The sequence below is a fragment of the Rheinheimera sp. genome (assembly GCF_965283995.1).
In the GTDB taxonomy this organism is placed as follows: domain Bacteria; phylum Pseudomonadota; class Gammaproteobacteria; order Enterobacterales; family Alteromonadaceae; genus Pararheinheimera.
Window position 1 is genome coordinate 2,188,828 of record NZ_CBDIQG010000001.1, and the last position, 16,330, is coordinate 2,205,157.

A 16,330-nucleotide genomic window follows, 5' to 3' on the forward strand; every position below is an offset into this window, starting at 1 on the left:
GCAGCGCTATCGGATGCATCAACCGCGCATCTTAACCGCGCGCTGCCGGCTCCCCCCAACTCACCTGATAACTGTCACCATACAATGACTGATACGTCAGCTCAATCCGCAGCTGTTGCTGCAGTTTTTGGTACTCTGCGTCGGTCAGCAGACATTTTTCTTCCGCCCTGATCACCATCTGTTGATCATCGACTTTGTAGAAACGCGCCACGTTACCAGCCCCCAAACAATCGGTCGGCGCCGCAACTTTCAGCGTTGGCCAAATCCGATGCGTTGACGACAACAGCTTGCCTTCGAGCCAGATATTCATTTGCGTGACTTTCGCAGGGCCAATGCCGTTGTTGTTCACCAACAGCTCGAAACTGATCCGTTTATCCGGCATTCGCTGAAAGTTAGCTTCAAATTCCAGATAGGGTCTTAATGACAATTTATTGTGTTGCTGCAGCGTATATCCCTGCCACAACGATGTGAGTAAAGCGCACACCGCCATCACCACAGTGCCGACGGCAGTCCATTTTTCCCAGTGAATGCTGCGTTTTTCACCTTGTTCCATCCGCGTACGGCTCCTGTAAGCGTTTTATCAGAAATCTGAATTGAATGATGTAACTAGCAGGTTAACATAAACTATCAGCCATAAAAAAATTGACTGGAGCAATTTTTAACAACGCAGCGCGTTGGCCTGAAAGGTCAGCGCCATGGACCGCGCGCATAAAAAAAGCCACCCGCAGGTGGCTTTTTCAGCAAGAAACAACTTACTTTTTGCGCAGTTTCTGGATCAGACGCAACTGGGCAATCGCTTCGGCCAACTGGGCCGCCGCTTCTGCATAGTTGAAGTCGGCGCCGGCATGTTGCATCGCTTCCTGGGCTTTTTTCTGAGCCGCCAGCGCTGCCTGCTCGTCCAGGTCTTCAGCGCGGATCGCCACGTCGGCCAGCACTGTCACCGTATGCGGTTGTACTTCAAGTACGCCACCGGCTACATAGATCAAATGCTCTTCACCGAATTGTTTTACGATCCGCACCATGCCTGGCTTGATGCCAGTCAGCAGTGGAATGTGACCGGGTAAAATACCCAGCTCACCTTCGCTACCAGTAACCTGAATGGACTCAACAAGGCCGGAGAAGATACGCTCTTCAGCACTTACCACGTCCAACTGTACTGTCATCGCCATTTCGCTCTCCTAAAGCTGTAAAATTACAGCTTCTTCGCTTTTTCGATCGCTTCGTCGATAGAACCAACCATGTAGAAGGCTTGTTCTGGCATGTGATCGAATTCACCGTCCAGAATGCCTTTAAAGCCACGGATAGTATCTTTCAGTGAAACGTATTTACCTGGAGAACCAGTGAATACTTCAGCAACGAAGAATGGCTGTGACAGGAAACGCTGGATCTTACGGGCGCGGAATACTGTCGTGCGGTCTGCATCTGACAGTTCGTCCATACCGAGGATCGCGATGATGTCTTTCAGTTCTTTGTAACGCTGCAGCACTGACTGCACGCCACGGGCCACTTCATAGTGTTCTTTACCGATCACCAGTGGGTCCAGCTGACGTGAAGTTGAGTCCAGTGGATCGATCGCCGGATAGATACCCAGTGAAGCGATGTTACGGCTCAGTACAACGGTCGCATCTAAGTGAGAGAACGTGGTGGCTGGTGACGGGTCAGTCAAGTCATCCGCTGGTACGTATACGGCCTGAATGGACGTGATAGAACCAGTTTTGGTCGACGTGATACGTTCTTGCAGAACACCCATCTCTTCCGCCAGCGTTGGCTGGTAACCTACTGCTGAAGGCATACGGCCTAACAGTGCAGATACTTCAGTACCGGCCAGCGTGTAACGGTAGATGTTGTCAACGAAGAACAGAACGTCACGGCCTTCGTCACGGAACTTCTCGGCCATTGTCAGACCGGTCAGTGCAACGCGCAGACGGTTTCCTGGCGGCTCGTTCATCTGGCCATAAACCAGTGATACTTTGTCCAGAACGTTGGAGTCGTTCATTTCGTGGTAGAAGTCGTTACCTTCACGGGTACGCTCACCAACACCGGCGAATACTGAGTAGCCGCTGTGCTCGATCGCGATGTTCCGGATCAGTTCCATCATGTTAACGGTTTTACCTACACCGGCACCACCGAACAGACCTACTTTACCACCTTTAGCGAACGGGCAGACTAAGTCGATAACCTTGATACCGGTTTCTAACAGTGCGTTAGAAGCGGCCTGGTCTTCGTAGCTTGGTGCTGCGCGGTGAATTGGCATACGCTCTTCTTCACCGATTGGGCCAGCTTCGTCGATTGGTTCGCCCAGTACGTTCATGATACGGCCCAGTGTGGCTTTACCAACTGGTACGTGAATGGCTTTGCCAGTGTTGGCAACTTCAGCACCACGACGCAGACCGTCAGTGGAGCCTAACGCGATGGCACGTACAGTACCGCCACCCAGCTGTTGTTGTACTTCAAGTACCAGACCAGCCAGATCGCCGCTTGTTACGTTTAACGCGTCATAGATACCAGGTACCGCATCTTGTGGAAAGTCGATATCCACAACGGCGCCAATGATTTGGACTACCTTACCTTGACTCATGTTAATTCCTCTAATTTCTCAAACCTGTTAACCAAGCATTAAACAGCTGCAGCACCGCCGACGATTTCGCTCAGTTCCTGCGTAATGGCTGCCTGTCGTGCCTTGTTGTAAACCAGTTTCAGTTCGTCCATCAGGCTGCCGGCGTTGTCGGTAGCGGCCTTCATTGCCACCATCCGCGCTGCCTGCTCGCTCGCTGCGTTTTCTACAACGCCCTGATAAACCTGAGACTCAATAAAACGATCCAATAACTGATCCAGGATAACCTTCGGATCTGGTTCGTAAATGTAGTCCCAACTGTGTTTTCTGGCTGACATCTCTGCTTTTGGCAAAGGTAAGAGTTGCTCGATCACTGGCTCTTGTTTCATGGTGTTCACAAACTTGTTGTAAACCACATATAAACGATCAATCCGGCCTTCTGAATATGCATTCAGCATGACCCGAACAGAACCAATGACATCAGCCAAACGTGGTGTATCGCCTGAACCCGTCTGCTGCGCCAGCACTTTGCCACCGAAGCGTTTAAAGAAGGCAGTTGCTTTGTTACCGATCACGGCAAACTCAGCTTTGACGCCTTTTTCTTTCCACGCTTTGAGGTCCTGTGCCACACGCTTAAATTCGTTGGTATTCAGGCCGCCGCAAAGGCCACGGTCTGTAGATATCACAATGTAACCAACACTTTTCACATCGCGCTCCGTTAAATACGGATGACGATATTCGATAGTGCCGTTTGCGATATTACCGATCACTTTGCGCATAGCTTCAGCGTATGGACGGCTGTGTGCGACTCGCTCCTGCGCTCTGCGCATTTTGCTGACCGCAACCTTTTCCATAGCGCTGGTGATCTTGCGAGTATTGTTAATACTCCCGATCTTACTTTTTATCTCTTTTGCGCCGGCCATGACTAATCTCCGAAAATTTCAACGTATCGGGTGATGTCGCCATCACCCGCATCAGTTACCAGGTCTGAGTCGCTTTAAACTTCTCAATTGCGCCTTTGATGGTCGCTTCGATCTGGTCGTTGTAGTTACCGGATTTGTTCAGATCAGCCATGAACGCGCCGTGCTCTGCGTGCATATAAGCCAGCAGTGCCGCTTCGAAGTCCAGGATCTTGGCAACTTCGACGTCTTTCATAAAGCCTTTCTCGATGGCAAAAATCGAAACACCCATATCAGCTACGCCCATTGGCGCGTACTGCAGCTGTTTCATCAGTTCTGTTACTTTCTGACCGTGGTCCAGCTGCGCACGGGTCGCATCGTCCAGATCTGAAGCGAACTGCGCGAACGCAGCCAGTTCTGAGTATTGTGCCAACGCCAGACGGATACCACCGCCGAGCTTTTTGATGATCTTGGTCTGCGCAGCACCACCAACCCGTGATACCGAAATACCAGCGTTAACCGCTGGACGGATACCGGCGTTGAACAGGCCTGATTCGAGGAAGATCTGACCGTCAGTGATTGAAATCACGTTGGTTGGAACGAATGCAGACACGTCGCCAGCCTGAGTTTCGATGATTGGCAATGCGGTCAAAGAACCTGTTTTGCCTTTCACTTCGCCATTGGTCAGACGCTCAACGTAGTTGTCGTTGACGCGTGATGCACGTTCCAGCAGACGGCTGTGTAAATAGAATACGTCGCCTGGGTAAGCTTCACGGCCTGGTGGACGACGTAACAGCAGAGAGATTTGACGGTAAGCAACGGCTTGTTTTGACAAGTCATCGTATACGATCAGTGCATCTTCACCGCGGTCACGGAAGTATTCACCCATGGTACAGCCAGAGTATGGCGCCAGGAATTGCAGCGCAGCAGCTTCAGAAGCAGACGCCACGACCACGATAGTGTGGGCGAGGGCATTGTGCTCTTCGAGCTTACGTACCACGTTTGCAATGGTCGATGCTTTCTGACCGATACAAACATAGATACATTTCACGCCAGTGGTTTTCTGGTTGATGATCGCGTCGATTGCCAGTGCCGTTTTACCGGTCTGACGGTCACCGATGATCAGCTCACGCTGGCCACGGCCGATAGGGATCATCGCATCGACTGATTTGTAACCAGTTTGCAGCGGCTGATCAACCGATTGACGGTCGATAACGCCTGGTGCAATTTTTTCAACTGGTGCAAAACCAGCTGCGTCAACCGGACCTTTACCGTCGATTGGTTCACCCAGGGTGTTGACCACACGACCTAACAGACCAGGACCAACCGGAACTTCTAAGATCCGGCCAGTGGCTTTTACTTTAATACCTTCGCGCAGGTCCGCATATGGACCCATCACTACGGCACCAACTGAGCTGCGCTCTAAGTTCAGTGCGATAGCGTAACGATTACCAGGAAGCTCGATCATCTCACCTTGCATACAGTCAGCCAGACCGTTGATGCGGATGATACCGTCTGTTACAGAGACGATAGTACCTTCGTTACGAGCTTCACTGACAACTGCAAACTGTTCAATACGTTGTTTGATCAGTTCAGAGATTTCAGTGGAATTCAGTTGCATGCTCTAATCCCCAATTATGACTGCAGCGCAGTGGCTAAACGGTCTAATTTACCGCGAACTGAGCCATCAATAACCATATCACCGGCTTTGATTAACATACCCCCGACAACAGCCGGGTCTACGCTACAGTTCAACTTAACTTTGCGGGCTAAACGCTTGGATAACGCCGCGATCAGTTTTTCCTGCTGGGCAGTGCTCAGTACAGTTGCCGAAACCACATCAACAGTGGCTTCTTTTTCGTACTCAGCTTTTAACACCAGATAACCGTCCAGTACGGCAGGAAGTGCCGGCAGACGCTGGTTTTCTGCCATGACCTTAATCAGGTTCTGACCGTGTGCATTTAGCTGTTCACCACAAACCTGGATGAAAAAGGCTGCCTGTGCTTCGGCAGCGCTGTTGCTTTGCAGGCGCTCGGCGACTACTGGATTTTTCGCAACTTCCGCAGCGAAAAACAGCATATCAGCCCAGGCCGCCAAAGCGTTTTGTTCGACCGCAAAGTCGAACGCCGCTTTGGCATAAGGACGAGCGACATTCGTCAGTTCAGACATGGCTCTTCCTCTTTACAGTTCTGCAACCAGTTTATCCAGGATGTCGCTGTGAGCAGCTTCATCAATTGAACGTTGAAGGATCCGCTCTGCGCCGGCAACGGCGAGGGCAGCGACCTGCTTACGCAGTTCTTCTTTCGCCCGGATGCGTTCAGCGTCGACTTCAGCTTTAGCCTGAGCCAGGATTTTTTCCCGTTCAGCCTGCGCTTTAACCGCAGCTTCTTCGATGATCTGCGCTTCGCGTTTTTTCGCCTGGTCGATGACAACAGAAGCTTGCGCCTTTGCGTCGATCAGCTGTTGTTTTGCTTTCTCTTGCGCCAACCGCAGGTCTTGTTCGGCGCGATCACTCGCGGCCAGACCATCTGCGATTTTTTGCTGACGAGTTTCAATCGCACCGATAATTGGTGGCCATACATACTTCATACAGAAGAGTACAAACACCAGGAACGCGATTAACTCACCAATGAGAGTGGCGTTAATATTCACGACCGCTTCTCCTTAAATGACATAAGTAAATGTTCTGGTTCGCGACCAATTAAATTGCGAACAGCATGTACAGCGCGATAGCAACACCGATCATCGCGATGGCGTCGATAAGACCTGCTACAACGAACATTTTACCTTGCAGGCTAGGAGCCAGCTCTGGTTGACGAGCTGCAGACTCGAGGAATTTACCGCCCAGAGTACCGAAACCGATTGCTGTGCCTAATGCACCTAAACCGATTAACAGAGCTACTGCGATGTATTTTAAACCGATAACGAGTTCCATAACGTTCTCCAAAGTTACTAATGTTAAAGTTAAAGTTAAAAAGAAATCTTTCTTAGTGGTGTTCGTGCGCCATGCTCAAGTACACCACCGTCAGGATGGTGAAAATGAACGCTTGCAGCGGAATAACCAACAAGTGGAACACGGCCCAGACAAAATGCATTGGCAGCTGATACAACCCGGTCATCGCGATCAGGATAAAAATCAGCTCGCCAGCATACAGGTTACCGAATAACCGCAGTGCCAGAGACAGAGGCTTGGCCAGTAAGGCAACCACTTCCAGAATGAAGTTGAACCAGTATAACCAAGGCGTGTTGAATGGCTGGGTGGTCAGCTCTTTGATGAAGCCGCCGATGCCTTTCATTTTGATTGAGTAGTAAATCATCAGGATAAACACACCCAGCGCTAATGCGATGGTCATGTTTAAATCAGTCGTTGGGACTGCTTTCATGTAAACGTCATGCGGGTCATAACCCATGGCAGCACCAATCTGTTGGGCAGTCCATGGAATAAAATCAACCGGCACTAAATCCAGCAGGTTCATCAGCAACACCCAGACAAAAATTGTCAGTGCGAGTGGTGCAATGATTGGATTTTTACCGTGGAAAGTACTTTTGACTGTGCTGTCAATGAATTCAACAACCATCTCAACGGCACATTGCCATTTAGTTGGTACACCGGCGTTGGCAGTTTTTGCCACAGCGCGGAAAGAGAACAGGAAAATCAATCCCATAAAGATTGACCAGCCTAAGGTGTCGACATGAACGGTCCAAAAACCTTCGCCGACGCTCCAGTTGGTCAGGTGGTGGGTAATATAGTCTTTGCTCGTAAGCTCACCAGATGCCATCGTTAGTCCCAATTATCGTAGTTAATCAAAATCGGTAACAACGCCTGCATGATCAGGGCGAACACCAGTCCGCCAAAAAACAACCAAGGGATCATCAGAGCGTGTTTCAGCGCTGTTGCGACTAACAACGCCAACAATAAAAATTTTAGTGATTCGCCTCTGTAGACCGATTTCAGCACCAGATCAGGCTGGATGTCTGCACGGAAGCGAAACACGTACCACGTAAAAAGACTGTGCGGCACAACAACACAATAAACGCCTATCAGAACAGATTTTGCGGCCAGCTTATCCCAAGCTGCTAAACACAGCGCCGCCAAAGCAAATCCCGCCAGCGACTGCCACAAAAACGTCTTAAAAATCAGTTTATAACGTTGTTTTGTTGTGGTTAAAGGCACAAAGCACCACCTGAATAAATGCAAAACAACAGTACAAAAAGCTCGCGCAAGTATACTTATCTGCCTTTTTTTTGCAACCAAAAGCCGCGCCAATCCTACGAATGTCGAACTTACTGAAAGCTGACCGGTTAATTTTCAGTCTCAGGAAGGCCCAATTTATGCAAGATACCGTCTAATTCAGGCAAACTGCTGTAATTGATGACTAATTCACCTTTGCCTTTGCGGTTGTAACTAATACTGACCGGCGCACCAAATCGTTCACTCAGACGCAACTCTAATGCCGCGACATCCGGGTCTTTTGCCTTGTTTTCTTTCACCGGGACAGGTTCCAGCAAGCGCCGGACCAAGCTTTCCGCTTCGCGCACCGTCAGCTGCTTGGCCGCAATTACCCGACCGGTGTCAGGCTGCTGTTCAGCCGGCAACGCCAGGATGGCGCGAGCATGGCCCATCTCGATATCGCCATGCTCGAGCAAGGTTTTAACTTCATCCGCCAACTGGTTCAGCCGCAACAAGTTCGTCACTGTGGTTCTGGATTTACCAACAGCATCAGCCACTTGCTGATGAGTCAGTTCAAATTCACTGAGCAGACGCTGCAATGCAACGGCTTCTTCCATCGCGTTCAGATCTTCACGCTGGATATTTTCAATCAGCGCGATAGCGACAGCAGCTTCATCCGGTACGTCTTTAAGCATGCAAGGCACTTCAGCGAGACCGGCCAGCTGTGATGCACGCCAGCGTCGTTCACCGGCGATGATTTCATAGCGGTCTGTACCGACCGGACGCACCACTATCGGCTGGATCACGCCCTGCGCGCGGATAGAGCTCGCAAGTTCTTCCAGCGCATCTTGCGACATGTCTTTACGGGGCTGGTATTTACCTGGCTGCAACCACTCGACCGGCAAGTTCTGTAACTCGGACTGACGACTTTCAACCTGACTTTCAGTTGCGCTAACAGGTTTTCCGGTCGTTAGCAAAGCATCCAGACCCCGGCCCAGGCCACGTTTTTTCAAAGACATTCGCAGGTCATTCCTTCACATCACACCGCAGGGGTGGTTTTTTGTTGTTTTTTGTCGGCACGGCGCAGAATTTCGCCGGCAAGAGCCAGATAAGCTTTGGCTCCTGTTGAGCTTTTGTCGTAATACATCACCGGCGTGCCAAAACTGGGCGCTTCGGCCAGTCGCACATTGCGCGGGATCACTGCCCGGTAGACTTTTTCGCCAAAGTGACGTTTCAACTGCTCAGAGACATCGTTAGCCAGGCGATTGCGTGGGTCATACATGGTTCGCAGAATGCCCTCAATCTTCAGATCGGCATTGATCACAGCAGCCAGTTTATTGATGGTATCTACCAGTGCTGTCAGGCCTTCCAGCGCATAATATTCACACTGCATCGGCACCAATACCGAGTCAGCAGCCGCCATCGCATTGACGGTCAGCATATTCAGTGACGGCGGGCAGTCGATAAAAATAAAATCGTATTGGTCGCGGTAATTTTTCAGGGCGTTACGCAAGCGCAGTTCGCGAGCGAAAACGTCAAGCAAGCGGACTTCGGCTGCGGTCACATCCGAATTGCCGGCGATCAGGTGATAACCACCCGCGGTATCCTTCACTACGACTTCTGGCAATGGTTTTTCATCAACTAGCAGTTCGTAGGCAGTTGCATGGACTTCGTATTTGTCGACCCCGCTACCCATAGTCGCATTGCCCTGTGGGTCTAAATCAATCAACAGAACTCTGCGTTTGGTCGCGGCCATAGATGCCGCCAGATTGACTGCGGTCGTGGTTTTACCCACACCACCTTTCTGATTGGCTATCGCGATGATTTTTCCCACAAAGATCCCTAGTCCTTATTCAGACTGCTGTTTTTTCCAGCACCAGCAGATAACGTTGGCCGACCAACTCTGGCACTGTCAGTTCGACATTGCCGACAACTTTAACAAAATCGGGCAAAGCTGCAATTTCTTCCTGCGCCTGCGCGCCTTTCATGGCGAGAAACTGGCCATCGTGCACCGGTAAATGCTGACACCAATGCAGCATATCGTTTAATGAAGCAAATGCACGACTGACTACACTGTCATAAAGTTCATGGTGATCTTCAACCCGGCTCTGCACCGGCTGAATGTTTTTCAGACCAAGCTGCAACTTGACCTGGTTGAGAAAACGGATACGTTTGCCCAGACTGTCCAGCAAAGTAAATTCTTTATCCGGGCAACAAATCGCCAGTGGCACACCAGGCAAACCAGGACCGGTACCCACATCGATGATCCGTGCACCGTGCAGGTATCGCGCCACCGCAAGACTGTCCATGATGTGTTTGACCAGCATTTCGTTCGGGTCACGCACTGACGTCAGATTGTAGGCGCTGTTCCATTTATCCAGTAACTGGACGTACTGCACCAGTTGTTGCAGTTGCAGGTCCGATAATTGCAGCTCGGTTTGTGCGACCAGTTTTTTCAGTTTTTCAAACATGTAGCGTCCCGACTCAGACTGACTTACGCCGATTTACGTAACAGACCCTGTTTTTTCAGATAGACCAGCAATAATGAAATCGCCGCTGGCGTAATACCGGAGATCCGTGAGGCCTGACCCATAGTTTCAGGCTGCGCCTGGTTCAGTTTCAGTACCACTTCATTGGACAAACCTTTCACCACAGAATAATCGAAGCCGGCTGGCAAACGGGTATTTTCGTTGCGTTCCTGCTTGGCGATCTCGTCTTGCTGGCGATTGATATAACCTTCGTATTTAATTTGGATCTCAACCTGTTCAGCCGCGTCCTGCATGGCCAGCCCGGGACCAACGCCCTCAATCTGCATCAGATCTTTGTAGGTCACTTCAGGTCGGCGGATCAGATCCTCCAGACTGGCTTCACGGCTTAATGGCATTTTCAGCAGGGTATTCACTTGTGCCAGTGACGCGTGCTGTGGGTGGATCCAGCTCTGTTTCAGACGCTGACGCTCCAGTTCAATCTGTTCTATTTTTTCGTTAAACGCCGCCCAGCGCACATCATCAACCAGCCCCAGCTCGCGGCCTTTGCTGGTCAAACGCAGATCGGCGTTATCTTCGCGCAGCATCAGCCGGTATTCAGCACGGCTGGTAAACATCCGGTAGGGCTCTTTCGTACCCAGAGTTGTCAGATCATCAACCAGCACTCCGAGGTAAGCCTGGTCGCGACTCGGTACAAACGCATCTTGTTCTTTCACCAGCAAAGCCGCGTTAAGACCGGCCAGCAAGCCTTGTGCACCAGCCTCTTCATAGCCGGTGGTACCGTTGATCTGACCGGCAAAAAACAGGCCGTTGATGTATTTCGTTTCCAGTGACTTTTTCAGATCCCGCGGATCAAAGAAATCATATTCAATGGCATAACCAGGGCGGGTGATATGTGCATTTTCAAGACCCGGGATCGAATGTACCAATGCCAGCTGGACATCAAATGGCAGGCTGGTGGAGATGCCGTTTGGATACAACTCGTGTGTAGTCAGACCTTCCGGCTCGATAAAGATCTGGTGTTTATCTTTGTCCGCAAAACGATTGATTTTATCTTCAATCGAAGGGCAATAACGTGGTCCAACGCCTTCAATCACACCGGTATACATCGGCGAACGATCCAGGCCACCACGAATGATGTCATGTGTCTGTTCGTTGGTGTAGGTGATGTAACAGGGGACCTGGCGTGGATGATCGCTTTGTTTGCCAATAAATGACATGACCGGCAGTGGTGTATCACCTGGCTGCGGCTGCATTTTGCTGAAATCGACACTGCGGGCATCAATCCGTGGTGGAGTACCGGTTTTCAGCCGGCCGACCCGGAATGGTAATTCACGCAAACGTCGGGCCAGCGCCACTGATGGCGGATCGCCGGCACGACCACCGCTGTAATTTTGTAAACCAATGTGGATCTGACCAGCGAGGAAAGTTCCGACTGTCAGCACGACTGCTTTTGCCTGGAACTTCAAACCCATCTGAGTGACGACACCGGTCACCTGATCATTTTCTACGATCAGATCATCACAGGCTTGCTGAAAGATCTGCAGGTTTGGTTGGTTTTCCAGAATTGTACGGATCGCTGCGCGGTAAAGTTGCCGATCCGCTTGAGCCCTTGTGGCACGTACCGCAGGGCCTTTTGAGCTGTTCAGTGTGCGGAACTGGATCCCGGCACGATCCGTTGCAACAGCCATTGCACCACCTAAGGCGTCGATCTCTTTGACCAAATGGCCTTTGCCGATCCCACCGATCGCAGGGTTACAAGACATCATACCTAACGTTTCAACGTTATGGGTTAACAACAGGGTTTGCATACCCATACGGGCAGCTGCCAAAGCAGCTTCAGTGCCGGCATGCCCGCCACCGACCACAATCACATCGTAACTTTGTTGAAACAACATATCTGCCTCATCGCCTTTGCAACAGCATAAAAAAGGGCACGCATTGTACCTCAGATCCTCGATGAAACGGAATGTTTTAAACGAGTTCAGGATCCAATGCGATCCATATATATAAAGAAGATCTTTAAAGAGATCTTTCTTATTATTCTTACTACTATAGAGGCGTTTTCTGGTTGATAAGCCTTTTTTCCCTCGTAGGATCAGGATCTTATGAAGGATCTAAGCTGTGATCTGATCCGGATCTGTATCGGATCAACCTGTGATCAAATGGCCTATTTATCCACAGGTGGAAATGCGAATAATTTCATCAAGAGGATAACATCAGCTTATACACTGGGTTATTCATGTTTTATCCACAGATGTGATCAAGTTGGGATCTGTCTGTGGACAACCCTGTATAGCTGGATCCGCTTTTTATCAGTGATTTATCAGAAGAATATTAAGTAAATTGATTCTTAAACCCTGATGATCGGCGTTGTTGGTTCTAGCTGCCAACATTCCACCGTTAGATATCCAGTTTCTGGACAGTGACTTGTGTATTTGTGGGGGACTTTGGTCCCCCTTTTTTTATCCGAAGGATCTGACTGATAGATCAGCCAACTGATGATGCTGAGAGTTTTGAGATCAATTGTGGTAACCAAGCAAGCGCCAGGTCTTCTGGTAAATCAGCTTGTTGTGCATCAATTTGCAAACTCAGATCTAAATTTTTAGCTGAATTTTTTGCCAGCAATTCCGCTATTTTGCTGCCAGCCAGACAAAAAGTATCATAGCTGGAGTCACCTAAAGTGATCACGGCATAAGAAACTGTGGTAAGATCTGTTTGATCTTGTGCTAATTGATCCGCAAAGGGTTGGATGTTATCGGGCAGATCACCCGCACCATAGGTCGAGGTGATCACTAACCAGGTTGAGCTTCTGGTCAGTTGTTCTAATACGGGCGTCAGATGTAATCTGACAGGAAATCCCGCTTGTACCAGTGTTTCAGCCACTTGTTCTGCTGTGTATTCAGCAGCGCCCATTTGGCTGCCCACGAGGATCTCAATCATCTGTACGTCTCTGGTCAGTTAAATGATTGGCTATACTACTGGAATTTGTGCCTGTTGAGCATCGCTCACAACAGGCGCCGGGTATTTTTACTGCAATGCAGGCTCAGTAAAACTACAATAGCACATACCTTTGAAGCGCCTGCGTGTTATTGAGGTTAATACAACATATGTCCGAGTCCCTGACTTTTTCCCAGCTTGACCTGCCAGAACCATTGTTGCGCGCGGTCACAGAATTGGGTTACGAAACACCGTCTCCTATCCAGGCGGCCGCAATCCCAAAACTGTTAGCTGGTGAGGACTTATTAGGCCAGGCACAAACCGGTACCGGTAAAACTGCCGCCTTTGCATTGCCATTACTGGCCCGGCTTGATCCCGCACAGAACGAGCCACAAATCCTGGTGTTGGCACCAACCCGCGAGCTGGCGATCCAGGTTGCAGAAGCGTTTCAGGCTTATGCCCGCTTTATGCCTGCATTCCATGTGCTGCCGTTATACGGTGGTCAAAGCTATACCAATCAGCTGAAATCATTAAAACGTGGCTCGCAAGTAATTGTGGGGACGCCAGGTCGTATTCTTGATCACTTGGATCGGGGTACGTTAAAGCTGGATAAACTGCGTGCCATCGTGTTGGACGAAGCCGATGAAATGCTGCGGATGGGCTTTATTGATGACGTACAAACCATCATGGATGCGACACCAGCCGGTCGTCAGGTTGCAATGTTCTCTGCAACGATGCCATCGCAAATTCGTGCCATCGCGCAGAAGCATCTGAAAAATGCGCATGAAATCAAGATTGAATCTAAAACCAGTACTGTTGAGCGCATCACCCAACGTTATGTGATGCTGGACGGAAATCAAAAGCTGGATGCACTTACTCGGGTATTAGAAGGCGAAGAATATGATGCCAGCATCATTTTCGTTCGGACTAAGAGTGCGACTGAGGAAATTGCCGAAAAATTAGGTGCTCGCGGTTATGCAGTCGCTTGCCTCAATGGCGATATGAACCAGGCCAACCGCGAACAAACTATTCGCCGCTTAAAAGCCAGCCAGATCGACGTGATTGTTGCAACTGATGTTGCTGCTCGTGGTCTGGATGTTGAACGGATCAGCTTAGTTATTAACTACGATATTCCTTATGACAGTGAAGCTTATGTCCACCGTATCGGCCGGACCGGCCGTGCTGGTCGTGAAGGCAAGGCGATTCTGTTCGTGTCACCACGTGAACGTCGTTTGCTGCGCACTATTGAACTTGCTACCCGTCAGCCAATTGAAAAAATGTCGTTGCCAACAGGCCAAGTGATCGAACAGCGCCGGATTGAATCGTTCCGCGAATTGCTGGCAAACACTATCGAAGCGAAAAATTTAAGCTTTTTCCAGGACTTAATTAACGACTGGCGGGAAAAACTGGAAACAACAGATGCTGATTTAGCCGCTGCGCTGTTGTTTATGGCACAAAAAGGTCAGCCTTTAAATGTTGCTGGCCAGTTCCCTGAGATCCGTGAGCCGCATGCACGTGGTGAGCGTCCTGAACGTGGAGATCGTCCGGCGCGTACAGGCGACCGTCCTGAGCGTTCAGGTGATCGCCCGGAACGTGGTCCACGCCCACCACGTCGTGAGCTGCAAGGCAACTATATCAACTACCGGATCGAAGTTGGTAAAGAGCACGGCGTTCGTGCCGGCGATATCGTTGGTGCTATCGCCAATGAAGCCAATATTGATAGCCAGTTTATCGGTAATATCAAACTGTTTGATCATTTCTCAACAGTCGAATTACCAGGCGATATGCCAACAGAAGTGTTTCAGCATCTGAAAAAGGTCTATGTACGGAAACAAAAACTGAATATCAGTGTAGATTCTGGTGGTCCAGGTTCAGAGCGTGGCGAGCGGCCGGAACGTTATCAACGTAGCGGTGCTGATCGTGCCGAGCGTAGCGACCGTCCAGATCGTGGTGCTCCAGCGGCAGGTACTGGCCCACGGCCGGGTGCTGCACCGAAAAAACCACGGACCCGCGAAGGCTCATAAGCCTAACTGGTTTTGTTGGTAGTCAGAGACCCCGCGTTTGCGGGGTTTTTTGTTTTTCGGATCCTCGTTTTGTCCCTTGATGTTCTGCTGATAATCCCCAGATCATCACAAAGCTAATGAGGATCCCATCATGATTGTCGCCTGTCCCCATTGTGCCGGTCTGAACCGCTTTCCAGCGAGCCGGCTCGGTCAAGCTCCGGTGTGTGGTAAATGCAGACTGAGTTTGTTTACCGGCAGCCCGGTTGATATCACCATAGAAAATTTTGCTAATCTGGTGCAAAAATCAGAGTTGCCGATCGTGTTGGATTTCTGGGCAGACTGGTGTGGACCCTGTCAGAGTTTTGCCCCGACTTTTGCACAGGCAGCACGCGAATTTGAGCCGGGTTTACGCTTCGGTAAAATCAATACCGAAACGCAGCAGCAGTTAGCGGCACAGTTTCAAATCAGATCGATCCCAACACTGATGCTGTTGCACAAAGGGCAGGTGATTGCCCAACTTGCCGGCGCATTGCCAAAACAGCAGTTTTATCAGTGGTTACAACAACACCGCAGCGCCATATCACAGCAGATGGAGCAGTAGGTAACTATTTGGTCAGGTAATGATGCCCGGTCTCCATTAGTACGGTCTGAATGGGTAAACAATAACGGCGGTTCCTTTTTATGTCGGATAAGTTGGTGCTGGGTTATGCTCAGTTGCAAATGACCAACGAGGGAGTTTTGATGCAAAGCAATAAATTCAGTTTGACCAGCCCAGATATTCAGGAAGGTCATTTCATGGCAAAAACATTTGAATTCAATGGTTTTGGTTGTGACGGACCTAATTTATCACCGGCATTACATTGGCATCACGCGCCTGCCGGTACTCAGAGTTTTGCGGTGACGGTTTACGATCCGGACGCGCCGACCGGCTCTGGTTTCTGGCATTGGTTGGTGTTAGATATTCCGGCGGATGTCAACGCACTGGCCCGTGGTGCTGGTAACGGCGCGTTACCGGCCGGCTGCCGTTCCTTTAATAACGACTATGGTATTAAGGAGTTTGGTGGTGCTTGTCCACCAGAGGGCCATGGCATGCATCGTTATCAGTTTACGGTCTGGGCGTTGCCGACGGTAGCTTTGGGTGTTCCTGATGGCGCCAGTGCTGCCGTAGTGGGTTTTATGCTTAATGCCAGTGCGCTGGCCAAAGCGACATTAACGGCAACCTATGCCCGTTAACACGCTCATGTGGGACAAGCCGGCTTGATTGCCGGCTTTTTTTG

The 16,330-nt window shown here is 50.1% G+C and carries 18 protein-coding genes; 3 read left to right on the forward strand and 15 right to left on the reverse strand.

Annotated features, from left to right (window positions below; translation table 11 throughout):
* Positions 1-31 precede the first annotated feature (31 nt).
* The 15 genes from ACQ66Q_RS09945 to mioC form a co-directional block, all read right to left on the reverse strand.
* A complete protein-coding gene (locus ACQ66Q_RS09945; RefSeq protein ID WP_430456661.1) occupies positions 32-553 on the reverse strand; it encodes a hypothetical protein in 522 nt (173 codons plus the stop codon).
* Positions 554-752: 199 nt separating this feature from the next.
* Entirely contained in the window at positions 753-1,169 is a 417-nt protein-coding gene (locus ACQ66Q_RS09950; RefSeq protein ID WP_208932550.1) for a F0F1 ATP synthase subunit epsilon, read from the reverse strand.
* A 23-nt stretch (positions 1,170-1,192) separates the two neighbouring features.
* Positions 1,193-2,578: a F0F1 ATP synthase subunit beta gene (gene atpD / locus ACQ66Q_RS09955; RefSeq protein WP_208932549.1), complete on the reverse strand. Its 1,386-nt coding sequence runs from the start codon at positions 2,576-2,578 to the stop codon at positions 1,193-1,195.
* Between the two features lie 38 nt (positions 2,579-2,616).
* The gene (gene atpG / locus ACQ66Q_RS09960) at positions 2,617-3,477 is read right to left on the reverse strand and encodes a F0F1 ATP synthase subunit gamma (RefSeq protein ID WP_377245889.1); all 861 of its coding nucleotides are present in this window, start codon (positions 3,475-3,477) and stop codon (positions 2,617-2,619) included.
* Positions 3,478-3,532: 55 nt separating this feature from the next.
* Positions 3,533-5,074 (reverse strand): F0F1 ATP synthase subunit alpha, encoded by a 1,542-nt coding sequence (atpA, locus tag ACQ66Q_RS09965; RefSeq protein ID WP_430456662.1) that lies wholly within the window; start codon positions 5,072-5,074, stop codon positions 3,533-3,535.
* Positions 5,075-5,088: 14 nt separating this feature from the next.
* Positions 5,089-5,622: a F0F1 ATP synthase subunit delta gene (gene atpH / locus ACQ66Q_RS09970; protein ID WP_208932546.1), complete on the reverse strand. Its 534-nt coding sequence runs from the start codon at positions 5,620-5,622 to the stop codon at positions 5,089-5,091.
* Between the two features lie 12 nt (positions 5,623-5,634).
* A complete protein-coding gene (gene atpF, locus ACQ66Q_RS09975) occupies positions 5,635-6,105 on the reverse strand; it encodes a F0F1 ATP synthase subunit B (RefSeq protein WP_208932545.1) in 471 nt (156 codons plus the stop codon).
* 49 nt (positions 6,106-6,154) lie between these two features.
* Complete coding sequence (atpE, locus tag ACQ66Q_RS09980) at positions 6,155-6,388, reverse strand: F0F1 ATP synthase subunit C (protein ID WP_208932544.1); 234 nt, start codon at positions 6,386-6,388, stop codon at positions 6,155-6,157.
* Positions 6,389-6,440: 52 nt separating this feature from the next.
* Entirely contained in the window at positions 6,441-7,232 is a 792-nt protein-coding gene (atpB, locus tag ACQ66Q_RS09985; RefSeq protein WP_377245883.1) for a F0F1 ATP synthase subunit A, read from the reverse strand.
* 2 nt (positions 7,233-7,234) lie between these two features.
* Positions 7,235-7,708, reverse strand: coding sequence for an ATP synthase subunit I (locus ACQ66Q_RS09990; RefSeq protein WP_377245880.1), 474 nt, complete (start codon positions 7,706-7,708; stop codon positions 7,235-7,237).
* A gap of 47 nt (positions 7,709-7,755) precedes the next feature.
* Positions 7,756-8,643 carry a ParB/RepB/Spo0J family partition protein gene (locus ACQ66Q_RS09995; RefSeq protein WP_430456663.1) on the reverse strand — a complete coding sequence of 296 codons (888 nt, stop codon included), beginning with the start codon at positions 8,641-8,643 and terminating at the stop codon, positions 7,756-7,758.
* Positions 8,644-8,663: 20 nt separating this feature from the next.
* Positions 8,664-9,458, reverse strand: coding sequence for a ParA family protein (locus tag ACQ66Q_RS10000; RefSeq protein ID WP_430456664.1), 795 nt, complete (start codon positions 9,456-9,458; stop codon positions 8,664-8,666).
* Positions 9,459-9,477: 19 nt separating this feature from the next.
* Complete coding sequence (gene rsmG, locus ACQ66Q_RS10005) at positions 9,478-10,095, reverse strand: 16S rRNA (guanine(527)-N(7))-methyltransferase RsmG (RefSeq protein ID WP_430456665.1); 618 nt, start codon at positions 10,093-10,095, stop codon at positions 9,478-9,480.
* A gap of 23 nt (positions 10,096-10,118) precedes the next feature.
* Entirely contained in the window at positions 10,119-12,008 is a 1,890-nt protein-coding gene (mnmG, locus tag ACQ66Q_RS10010; RefSeq protein ID WP_430456666.1) for a tRNA uridine-5-carboxymethylaminomethyl(34) synthesis enzyme MnmG, read from the reverse strand.
* A gap of 592 nt (positions 12,009-12,600) precedes the next feature.
* Positions 12,601-13,053: an FMN-binding protein MioC gene (mioC, locus tag ACQ66Q_RS10015; protein WP_430456667.1), complete on the reverse strand. Its 453-nt coding sequence runs from the start codon at positions 13,051-13,053 to the stop codon at positions 12,601-12,603.
* 167 nt (positions 13,054-13,220) lie between these two features.
* On the opposite strand from mioC, the gene ACQ66Q_RS10020 reads away from it, so the two are divergent.
* The 3 genes from ACQ66Q_RS10020 (at position 13,221) to ACQ66Q_RS10030 (ending at position 16,286) form a co-directional block, all read left to right on the forward strand.
* The gene (locus tag ACQ66Q_RS10020) at positions 13,221-15,074 is read left to right on the forward strand and encodes a DEAD/DEAH box helicase (RefSeq protein WP_430456668.1); all 1,854 of its coding nucleotides are present in this window, start codon (positions 13,221-13,223) and stop codon (positions 15,072-15,074) included.
* A gap of 130 nt (positions 15,075-15,204) precedes the next feature.
* Complete coding sequence (gene trxC, locus ACQ66Q_RS10025) at positions 15,205-15,654, forward strand: thioredoxin TrxC (RefSeq protein ID WP_430456669.1); 450 nt, start codon at positions 15,205-15,207, stop codon at positions 15,652-15,654.
* An 80-nt stretch (positions 15,655-15,734) separates the two neighbouring features.
* On the forward strand, positions 15,735-16,286 hold the full coding sequence (locus tag ACQ66Q_RS10030; RefSeq protein WP_430456670.1) for a YbhB/YbcL family Raf kinase inhibitor-like protein: 552 nt from the start codon (positions 15,735-15,737) through the stop codon (positions 16,284-16,286).
* Positions 16,287-16,330: the final 44 nt, after the last annotated feature.

What these genes read in the sequence shown, in the direction of transcription:
- ACQ66Q_RS09945 (WP_430456661.1), bottom strand. Translation starts at nt 553, where the DNA reads ATGGAACAAGGTGAAAAACGCAGCATTCACTGGGAAAAATGGACTGCC.
- ACQ66Q_RS09950 (WP_208932550.1), bottom strand. Translation starts at nt 1,169, where the DNA reads ATGGCGATGACAGTACAGTTGGACGTGGTAAGTGCTGAAGAGCGTATC.
- atpD (WP_208932549.1), bottom strand. Translation starts at nt 2,578, where the DNA reads ATGAGTCAAGGTAAGGTAGTCCAAATCATTGGCGCCGTTGTGGATATC.
- atpG (WP_377245889.1), bottom strand. Translation starts at nt 3,477, where the DNA reads ATGGCCGGCGCAAAAGAGATAAAAAGTAAGATCGGGAGTATTAACAAT.
- atpA (WP_430456662.1), bottom strand. Translation starts at nt 5,074, where the DNA reads ATGCAACTGAATTCCACTGAAATCTCTGAACTGATCAAACAACGTATT.
- atpH (WP_208932546.1), bottom strand. Translation starts at nt 5,622, where the DNA reads ATGTCTGAACTGACGAATGTCGCTCGTCCTTATGCCAAAGCGGCGTTC.
- atpE (WP_208932544.1), bottom strand. Translation starts at nt 6,388, where the DNA reads ATGGAACTCGTTATCGGTTTAAAATACATCGCAGTAGCTCTGTTAATC.
- atpB (WP_377245883.1), bottom strand. Translation starts at nt 7,232, where the DNA reads ATGGCATCTGGTGAGCTTACGAGCAAAGACTATATTACCCACCACCTG.
- ACQ66Q_RS09995 (WP_430456663.1), bottom strand. Translation starts at nt 8,643, where the DNA reads ATGTCTTTGAAAAAACGTGGCCTGGGCCGGGGTCTGGATGCTTTGCTA.
- rsmG (WP_430456665.1), bottom strand. Translation starts at nt 10,095, where the DNA reads ATGTTTGAAAAACTGAAAAAACTGGTCGCACAAACCGAGCTGCAATTA.
- mnmG (WP_430456666.1), bottom strand. Translation starts at nt 12,008, where the DNA reads ATGTTGTTTCAACAAAGTTACGATGTGATTGTGGTCGGTGGCGGGCAT.
- mioC (WP_430456667.1), bottom strand. Translation starts at nt 13,053, where the DNA reads ATGATTGAGATCCTCGTGGGCAGCCAAATGGGCGCTGCTGAATACACA.
- ACQ66Q_RS10020 (WP_430456668.1), top strand. Translation starts at nt 13,221, where the DNA reads ATGTCCGAGTCCCTGACTTTTTCCCAGCTTGACCTGCCAGAACCATTG.
- trxC (WP_430456669.1), top strand. Translation starts at nt 15,205, where the DNA reads ATGATTGTCGCCTGTCCCCATTGTGCCGGTCTGAACCGCTTTCCAGCG.
- ACQ66Q_RS10030 (WP_430456670.1), top strand. Translation starts at nt 15,735, where the DNA reads ATGTCGGATAAGTTGGTGCTGGGTTATGCTCAGTTGCAAATGACCAAC.